General features: G+C 31.7%; 10 protein-coding genes. 4 read left to right on the top strand and 6 right to left on the bottom strand.

The genetic code is table 11. The features are described from left to right. A partial coding sequence (locus tag B4G36_RS03905; protein WP_291062159.1) for a hypothetical protein occupies positions 1 to 447 on the bottom strand: 447 nt, incomplete at its 3' end. Positions 448 to 705: 258 nt separating this feature from the next. Here B4G36_RS03905 and B4G36_RS03900 point away from each other — a divergent pair. Further along, the gene (locus B4G36_RS03900; RefSeq protein WP_291062157.1) at positions 706 to 1,287 is read left to right on the top strand and encodes a hypothetical protein; all 582 of its coding nucleotides are present in this window, start codon (positions 706 to 708) and stop codon (positions 1,285 to 1,287) included. Between the two features lie 50 nt (positions 1,288 to 1,337). Here B4G36_RS03900 and B4G36_RS03895 read toward each other — a convergent pair whose 3' ends face one another. The 3 genes from B4G36_RS03895 to B4G36_RS03885 form a co-directional block, all read right to left on the bottom strand. Further along, positions 1,338 to 1,811 (bottom strand): GNAT family N-acetyltransferase, encoded by a 474-nt coding sequence (locus B4G36_RS03895; RefSeq protein ID WP_291062155.1) that lies wholly within the window; start codon positions 1,809 to 1,811, stop codon positions 1,338 to 1,340. An 80-nt stretch (positions 1,812 to 1,891) separates the two neighbouring features. Continuing rightward, positions 1,892 to 2,425 (bottom strand): hypothetical protein, encoded by a 534-nt coding sequence (locus tag B4G36_RS03890; protein WP_291062154.1) that lies wholly within the window; start codon positions 2,423 to 2,425, stop codon positions 1,892 to 1,894. Between the two features lie 10 nt (positions 2,426 to 2,435). Continuing rightward, entirely contained in the window at positions 2,436 to 3,200 is a 765-nt protein-coding gene (locus B4G36_RS03885; protein WP_291062152.1) for an exodeoxyribonuclease III, read from the bottom strand. 112 nt (positions 3,201 to 3,312) lie between these two features. Between B4G36_RS03885 and B4G36_RS03880 the strand changes: the two genes are divergently transcribed. Beyond that, positions 3,313 to 4,068, top strand: a complete 756-nt coding sequence (locus B4G36_RS03880) for a head GIN domain-containing protein (RefSeq protein ID WP_291062150.1) — start codon at positions 3,313 to 3,315, stop codon at positions 4,066 to 4,068. A 91-nt stretch (positions 4,069 to 4,159) separates the two neighbouring features. Here the strand turns inward: B4G36_RS03880 and B4G36_RS03875 are convergent, their stop codons facing one another. Both B4G36_RS03875 and B4G36_RS03870 read right to left on the bottom strand, forming a co-directional pair. After that, entirely contained in the window at positions 4,160 to 5,554 is a 1,395-nt protein-coding gene (locus B4G36_RS03875) for an OmpP1/FadL family transporter (RefSeq protein WP_291062148.1), read from the bottom strand. 21 nt (positions 5,555 to 5,575) lie between these two features. Further along, positions 5,576 to 6,904: a hypothetical protein gene (locus tag B4G36_RS03870; RefSeq protein WP_291062147.1), complete on the bottom strand. Its 1,329-nt coding sequence runs from the start codon at positions 6,902 to 6,904 to the stop codon at positions 5,576 to 5,578. A gap of 103 nt (positions 6,905 to 7,007) precedes the next feature. On the opposite strand from B4G36_RS03870, the gene proS reads away from it, so the two are divergent. Together proS and B4G36_RS03860 are read left to right on the top strand one after the other, a co-directional pair. Next, complete coding sequence (proS, locus tag B4G36_RS03865) at positions 7,008 to 8,486, top strand: proline--tRNA ligase (protein ID WP_291062145.1); 1,479 nt, start codon at positions 7,008 to 7,010, stop codon at positions 8,484 to 8,486. A gap of 281 nt (positions 8,487 to 8,767) precedes the next feature. Continuing rightward, positions 8,768 to 9,018: transposase (locus B4G36_RS03860; RefSeq protein WP_291062143.1), on the top strand; the 251-nt coding region annotated here is incomplete at its 3' end.

The raw sequence follows: 9,018 nt of genomic DNA, 5'->3' as shown, positions 1-9,018 counted from the left end.
CTTAACAAGGGGAAGATTACATATTAATTGTAAAATAACATGGTATTCTCTCTCTTTATTTTTCTCATATGTAGTTATAGATGTAAAACTTTTTTGATGCAAAATACTAGGCTTTAAAATAGTTTGAATTAGTAATATGTATTCACATTTTGTTTCATTTCTAATTATATCCAATTGTTCTTCATTTAAATGATGAATAAATTTCTCATTACTAAATTCTAAAAAACTTGGATTAAGTGAAAGATTTTTAATAATATTAGAAAAATCAGAATCTACTTTATTAGAAAAATCAGCACCTACTGAATAAAAATTATTCTTTATTAAGACAAATTTATCTTCGCCTTTTATAGAAAAATTGTTTAAACTTTTTTCTGTATGCAAATAATACTTAGGCATAACTAAGCATGAAGACAATATAACAAATGATAGATAAATAAAATATTTCATTTTTATTGAAAAATAATAAATTATTATTTACAAAATACTTATTTTTATTTTTTTAATAAAAAATGAAATTCAGACCAGGGATACCAAAATGTTTTACTCTCACTTGAAAATATCATTAAACAAAATACATTATTTCAAACGTATAATTTAATAGAAAAAAAACTATTTTAAGAGAAAGCAAATCAAACTCAGGTAGTATTTCATTAAATACACGTTAATACCTGATTATAAATTTAATTACATCCCTTTAAATTAATTATGAAATATTTATTATTAATACCTAGTTTATTTATTATTTTTTCATGTAATAATGATGACGATTCAGCACCTGTAAACCCAGAACCTAATAAAGAAGATATTTATAAATTTTCTGCTAATTATACAATTCTTGACCAAAAATATTATAAAGGTACAGAAGGGATAGAATATCCAACAGAAGCAGATCTTTTTTTTAAGAAACAATGGTCTTTTTATAATGATCCATCAATTAAGATTATTCAATTAAAAAAAGACTCGATTATTATCAATGAAAATCTTTCTATCCAAAAATATAAGTATACGAAAGATGGAAACAATATTCTGATAGATGAAGGAAATAAAAAAGTTATCTTAGGTTCTATAGATCAAACAAAGGAATCTCTAAATATTTACAAAAACTATCAAACATCCTTAATTATTAAGAATAAAGAAACAAACGAAACTTTGTATAATAAAGGAAGTAAATACGGTAAAGTAACATACAATGATATTTTTCCTTTTGTAGTATCTTCTCCAAAACAATTAACATCTAAAGATGAATTTGTCTTTTGGAGTAATATTGAATACACTTTTAATAAATAACCTAAGGTAAAAAACGTTTATAACACCTTTTATGTTAAGTAAAAGGTGTATTATATTTTAAAAATTAACTCATTTTCTTCTGATTGTTGAAGTTTAGATTTTTGTAAAAGTTTTAACGTTTCGGGTTGATTTGCATTTGCTTTTGCAGCAATTTTATCTAATTTCAATTCATTTTTTGCATAATCTACAATCGTATTCAAAACTTCTGTTCCGTAACCTTTGTTCTGAAATTTACGTTTCAGACGAATGTTGATAACTGCGCCGTATTTTGTTTGACGCAAACCTCCCCAACCAACAAATCGTCCGCTTTTTTTCTCGTGAACACCCCAAAGACCAAAACCATGTTCTTGGTAATGTTTCTCCATATTTTCGATAAAAAACTTCGCTTCGTCTTCAGATTTATATGGTTTTTCGTTGACGATTTTCATCAATTCTTTGTCAGAATTTAATTGAAATAATTCGAATGCATCAATTTCGAAAAACTCTCGTAATACCAAACTTTTTGTTTCGCAAATAACTTTCATTAAAACTTTTTAGTTCTTGCAAAGTTACTTCGATTTAGAGAATAAAAAAAGTCTTACCAATTATGATAAGACTTTTATATTTACTTTTTTGTTGTTGTTTTTGGTTTTGCTGGAGTTGTTGTTTTAGGAGGCGTTGCAGTTGCTTCCGAAACCTTTTGGTTAATCTCTTGTGTTAAGATTTGTCTTTTTAGATTGAAGATTTCTGTATCTTTTTGATCAATCTTAGCATCTAAATCTTTTACTTTTTGCGTTAATTCTGCAACTTGCTTTTCTTTTTCGTTTAATTGAGTATAGAAAAGTTTTGATTTTTCTCCAGAACTATTCAATGCAGAATACAATTCTTGCAAATTAGTATCATGTTCTTTTTGAGCCATTCTAATCATAGCTTGCGCATTTGTCAAAGCTGTATCTTTGATGTATAATTCGCTTTTTGTTTTTGCTAAATCTTTTTCAAGATTCTCGATTTTCAAATTCGCTAATGTCAAATCTTTAGATGTATTTGATTGATCGTCTAAAGCTCTGTAATAATTAGCTTCCAATTCTTGGTGTTGTTTCTGAGGAACGCAACTTGCAATGGCAAAAAGTGTTAAACAACAAAGTACAATTTTTTTCATTTATATAATCTTAAACGTCTAATTCTAATAAAACAGGACAATGATCTGAGTGCTTCGCATCTGGTAAAATCGTTGCACGCGTCATATTTTTTTCTAATGTATTACTCACCATATTGTAATCGATTCTCCAACCTTTGTTGTTGTTACGCGCATTTGCACGGTAAGACCACCATGAGTAATGATGAGGTTCTTTTACAAAATAACGAAAAGAATCAATCATATTACATTCATCAAGAAAAGCAGTCATCCATTCTCTTTCGATAGGTAAAAAACCAGAAACTTTTGCATTACGAACAGGATCGTGAATATCAATTGCTTCGTGACAAATGTTATAATCTCCACAAATTACAATGTTTGGATGAGAGATTTTAAGCTCTTTGATATAGTCTTTAAAATCTTCGCAAAATTGTAATTTAAAATCTAATCGATCAATATTTGTTCCACTTGGCAAATACAAACTAATTACCGAAACATTGTCAAAATCAAGTCTCAAAACGCGGCCTTCTCTGTCAATATAATCTATTCCAGTTCCTATTTGTACATGATTTGGTTTTATTTTCGAGAAAATAGCCACTCCGCTGTATCCTTTTTTTTCTGCTGCATGCCAATAAATGTGATAACCCAATTCCTCAAAAGGCTTTGTGTCCACTTGTTCTTGCATAGCTTTTGTTTCTTGAATACATAAAACATCTGGTTGTGCAGCTTCTAACCATTCAACCAAACCTTTTGTCATCGCAGCGCGAATTCCATTTACATTGTAACTGATGATTTTCATAGTTAGCGAAATTACTAAATATTTGTATGGATTGATTTACAAATTTGAATAAAGTGAATATTTTTTGTAACTTTTTAGAAGTTAATACGTCTTAATAATAAAAGACATCAATATGAAATACATTTTTCTTCCAATTTTAATATTCAGTTCGTTAGGATTTGCGAGCTGTTCGGTTGATTTGAATTCTAAATCGCCAGTTTCTAATTATTTAGACCGAGTAGAGGCAAGTAGTAATACAGTTACAGAAATGCGTAAGATATCTTCTTTTGAAGGAATTGATGTAAGCAGTGCAATAAGTGTTACTGTTTCTGATGGTAATTATAATGGTGAAATTTCTGTTGAAGCGCCAGATAATATTATGAATAGAATCACGACTGAAGTGAAAAATGGTGTTTTGGTTATGAAAATTAATGGAACCGTAAACTTGAAAAATTCTTCTATTAAAATTAAATTCCCTCATCAAAAATTACGTTCGTTTGATCTATCAGGAGCAACGAGTGTTACCGTTTTGCCAACGCAGAAAGTAGAAAAAATGGCTGTTGATTTATCAGGAGCTAGTAATTTAAAATTAGATGTTGTTTCGAATTCTATTTCTGTGGATAATTCTGGAGCTTCAAGTATGAAGATTTCTGGAAATGTACAAGATCTGAATATTTCGGTTTCGGGAGCTTCTTCTTTTATAGGAAAAGATTTAAAAGCTGCAAATGTAATAGTTGATTGTTCTGGAGCAAGTTCTACAACAGTTTGGGCTGTGAATAGTTTGACTGCTGATAGTTCTGGAGCGAGTTCTGTTCGTTATGTAGACGAAAATGGTTTGAAAACGAAAGTGAGCACTTCTGGAATGTCTTCTATAAAAAGAATAAACTAATAGTTTTTGTTTAAAACTATGATAAGTTAATATTTAGTACTACAAAAAAATCGGATGAATTTCATCCGATTTTTTATATCTATTTTCTTTATTAGAATTGCCAACCTAATGTCAATAAGAATAAATTGTTGTTTAATTTAACTTTTGGAGCGTAAGTGTTAGGTAAAGAAACAAATTCATTATTAGTATTAATATAATCTGTTCCACCAATCAATTGTTGATATTTTTGAGTTTGATATTGATAAGCTGCATCTATATAGAATCCTCCAAAATCATATCCTAAACCAAAACTTGCACGATTAATATCTCCTTGAAATGCTTTCGATAAAACAGCAGCGTTTGTTACAACATTATTTTCGTTTGCAATATCCATTGTAAAATCTTTGTAAGGAGAAGTTATATAATTATAACCAGCTCTTACTTTGAAACGATCTACACGGTATTCCGCACCAACTCTAACTTCACTTGAATTTTTTACAAAATCATTGATAAAATTATTAGAAGAATTAAAATATTGTGATGGTTTTAATTTTGTATCATTGTTCATGTGATAGGTATAATCAGCACCCAGAGATAAATTTTTACCCACAACAAAACCTAAACTTCCTACAAGACGTCCACCACGAGTCATATCATAATCAGAAGAATACATATAATAAGAATCTACAGCAGTTCCGTTATTGATGAAGTTTGCTGCATAATAATCTTCCGAAACATTGTACCAAACTGGAGAATGATAAGCCGCACCTAAACGTACATTGTGATTCACTTTATAAATAGCACCTAAAGAGAAAGAAAATCCTTGCCCAATTTCACTATATGGAGCTCCATCTGCATTGTATACGTAGGTTTTTCCATTCTCGTCATCACGCTCTGCATATTGTTCGTAACCCGAATAGTTAGTTTCGTGGAAGTTTAATCCAAACCCCAAATAAATTTTGTCGTCATAACTTGTTCCTAAATTAACAGAGAATTTAGATTTGTATCCATCAATATCTTTAATGTAACCATTGAAAGTTCCATTTGGTTCAGAAAATTTAATACCTTCATTTGTTCCAATTGATGAATAATTGTCTAAACGCTGATTAAGATAAGCGACACCAACTGTGAAACGATTCCATTTTGAAGCTTCATTTGCAAAAACAAATGTTCCTCCAAATTGTTGGAAATCAAAATTACTTTCAGATTCTTTGGTATTTGTTCCGAAATTAGTTTTGTTGCTAAAAGTAGAAACACCAGCTGTTACTTGGACATCAGAGTTAATTGCTACTCCTAATCCAGCAGGGTTTTGCTCGACAGAAGTAATGTCACTTCCTAATGCACCAACAGCTCCACCAACACCAATATATTTAGCATTTCCGCTGTTAATATCTTGCGAATATAAATTTATAGCATTTGTAGAATACTGAGTTTCGTATCCTTTGTTCTGTTGTGCAAAAGCCAATGTACCAGCTAAGGTACAAAGGCTTAATAATATTTTTTTCATTTATATATGATCTAAATCTAGTTATCTTCTTCCACCACGAGAGCCTCCTCCTGTGCTACTTCCTCGAGAACCACCTCCCATGCTTCCGCTACTCATACTACTACCTCTACTTGGAGAAGGTGTAGAATATGATGGGCGAGAATTGTTCATGCTATTTGTTCTTTCATAGCTTCTCGTTGGTTGTTGGTATTGTTGAGCTTCGCGAGTCGGTCTTGTGTTGTAAGTAGGCTGTTGTGTTTGTGCCGGTCTTACTTCACGAGTTGGACGCGTGTTATTCATTTGCCCTTGATCAACAGTAGGTCTAACTTCTCTTGTAGGACGAGTTCCGTTAATTTGACTTTGGTCTACACTTGGTCTTACTTCACGAGTTGGACGTGTATTATTCATTTGTCCTTGATTAACAGAAGATCTAACCTGTCTTGTAGGACGAGTTCCATTAATTTGACTTTGGTCTGAACCTGGTCTTACCTCGCGAGTTGGACGTGTTGTATTGTTAATTGTATTATCACGAGTTGGTCTTAAACCTGTAGAGATTTGGTTGTTTCTGCCATTTAAACTTCCAATAGGACGAGTAGAATTAATCGTGTTATTTAAACGACCACCGTTTCTGTAACCTGGTTGAGAATAAATTCCTCTTGGACGATTGTATCCATAATATCCATTGTAGTACCCTGGATATCCGTACCAATTGTTCCATCCGTAGTAACCTCCGTAATATCCACCGTAGTAAGGTCTATTCCAACCCCAACCATAATATCCATTATACCATGGATCGTTCCATCCCCATCCGAATGAAATACCAAATCCGTTTCCGTACCATCCACCATACCAAGGATTGTAATATCCCCAACGATATGGATTATAGAAACCTCCCCATCCGTAGCTGTACCAAGGATAGTTGTTCCAGATATTAATTTCTACACCATCATTACGTCCCCAGTTATAATTACTCGATCCGTTATAAGTTAATGTATAGTCGTTGTTTCCAAAATAATTGTAACCACCTAAACCATATCCGTTAATTTTAACTTTGGTTGCTGATTTAGATTGAGTATTATCATTTGTGCTATCAACATCATCTTGGTAATAAAATTGTTCAGCACCATTTCCTTCTGCATCGAAGTATGGACTACCAATTTTTATTTCCCCTTTATTTTCTTGTTCTCCTTGCTCGTTACCATGTTGTAGTTGAGCTTGTTGATAGGTTTTATCTGTTTTCGGATTATAATAAACTCCGTCGCTTTCGTAACCACTTGGTTGATAAGTCGAACAAGATGAAATTCCTAATGCAGCCACAAGAATTAATGTAGTTGCAGAAATTTTATTAGAAATTTTATAAACTTTGTTCATAATTATAAATTTACATCGTTTGTAATAATTAAATTTGCATAAATTTATAGGCAATTTTAATGCCAAGTAAAGATACGAAACTTATCAACAAATATAAAAGATTATGGCAAAATTAACAACTCGTGCTGAGGATTATTCTAAGTGGTACAATGAGCTTGTTGTAAAAGCAAATTTAGCTGAGAATTCGAAGGTTAGAGGGTGTATGGTGATCAAACCATATGGCTATGCTATTTGGGAAAAACTACAAGCAGAATTAGACAAAAGATTTAAAGAAACAGGTCATCAAAATGCTTATTTCCCCTTATTTGTTCCTAAAAGTTTATTCGAAGCCGAAGAAAAAAATGCAGAAGGTTTTGCGAAAGAGTGTGCGGTTGTAACGCATTATCGATTGAAAAATGATCCTGATAATAAAGGAAAATTAATTGTAGATCCAGAAGCAAAATTAGAAGAAGAATTAATTGTTCGTCCAACTTCAGAAGCAATTATTTGGAGTACATACAAAGGTTGGATTCAGTCGTACCGCGATTTACCAATTCTGATTAATCAATGGGCAAATGTTGTTCGTTGGGAAATGCGTACGCGTTTGTTTTTGAGAACTGCCGAGTTTTTATGGCAAGAAGGGCATACAGCTCACGAAACAAAAGAAGAAGCAATTGCGGAAGCGCAACAAATGCAAGAAGTATATGCGGATGTTGTAGAGAATTTTATGGCAATTCCAGTTGTAAAGGGAAGAAAGTCAGATTCTGAGCGTTTTGCAGGTGCTGATGATACCTATACAATCGAAGCGTTGATGCAAGATGGTAAAGCTTTACAAGCGGGAACTTCTCACTTTTTAGGGCAAAACTTTGCAAAAGCTTTTGATGTTAAATTCGCAAGCAAAGAAGGAAAACAAGAATATGTTTGGGCAACTTCTTGGGGTGTTTCTACTCGTTTGATGGGTGCATTAATTATGACGCATTCTGACGATTTAGGATTAGTTTTACCTCCAAAATTAGCACCAATTCAAGTTGTAGTTGTTCCAATTTATAAAACAGAAGAACAATTAGAAGAAATTCGTCAAGTGGTGGATAAATTTTCGTCTGAATTGAAAGCGAAAGGAATTTCGATCAAATTTGATGATGATGATAAAACGAAACCAGGTTGGAAATTTGCTGAATACGAATTGAAAGGTGTTCCTGTACGAATTGCAATTGGACCTAAAGATTTAGAAAAAGGTCATGTTGAGGTTGCTCGTCGTGATACATTAGAAAAACAATTTATTGCGTTGGATAATGTGTCAACTGAAGTAGAAAAATTGTTAGAAGATATTCAAACTAATTTATTCCAAAAAGCGTCAGATTTTAGAGATACTCACACAACAGAAGCAACAACTTTTGAAGAATTCAAAAATATAATTGAAAATAAAGGTGGCTTTGTTTCTGCTCTCTGGGATGGTACAGAAGAAACAGAAGAAGCTATAAAAAATGAGACGAAAGCAACAATTCGTTGTATTCCTCAAGCTTTTGAAACGCCTACTGAAGGAGTAGATGTTTTCTCTGGAAAACCAGCAAAATACAGAGTTTTATATGCAAAAGCGTACTAAATTTTAAAATATATCAAAAAGGAAAAGGAGCTATTAATTAGCTCCTTTTTTATTTTAATGTTTTTTGGCGTGCAATTCTTTTAAACGTAATTACTATAGCAGAATATTATTTTTTTGTTAAATATCAATCATTTACAAAAAAAGGAGTATATTCGATTACTAATTAACACTAACATATATGAGAAAAACTCTACTGTCGGTATTCTGTAAATCGTCAGCAAAAAGTGGACATCTAAGACCTAAAATTTAAGCTAGTGTTTTAAAAAGCATTAACTTTAATTATGGCAAATTCAAAAAAGAAAACTCCTGAAAAATTTGTAAAAGATATTCGTCAAAATACAAGACGAATATTTACAGCGGAACAAAAGATTTTAATTGTGATGGAAGCCTTACGTGCTGAGATTTCAGTAGCTGAACTTTGCCGCAAATATGCTATTTCACAATCTCAATTTTATAAGTGGAATAAAGAATTTTTAGAAGCTGGTAAAAAACGATTATCTGGAGATATTACACGAGAAGCTACAAGTGACGA

Source organism: Empedobacter sp. UBA3239 (assembly GCF_002362875.1).
Lineage (GTDB): Bacteria > Bacteroidota > Bacteroidia > Flavobacteriales > Weeksellaceae > Empedobacter > Empedobacter falsenii_B.
The sequence above is the reverse complement of the archived record's forward strand: the minus strand, read 5'-3'. Positions and strand labels throughout refer to the sequence as shown.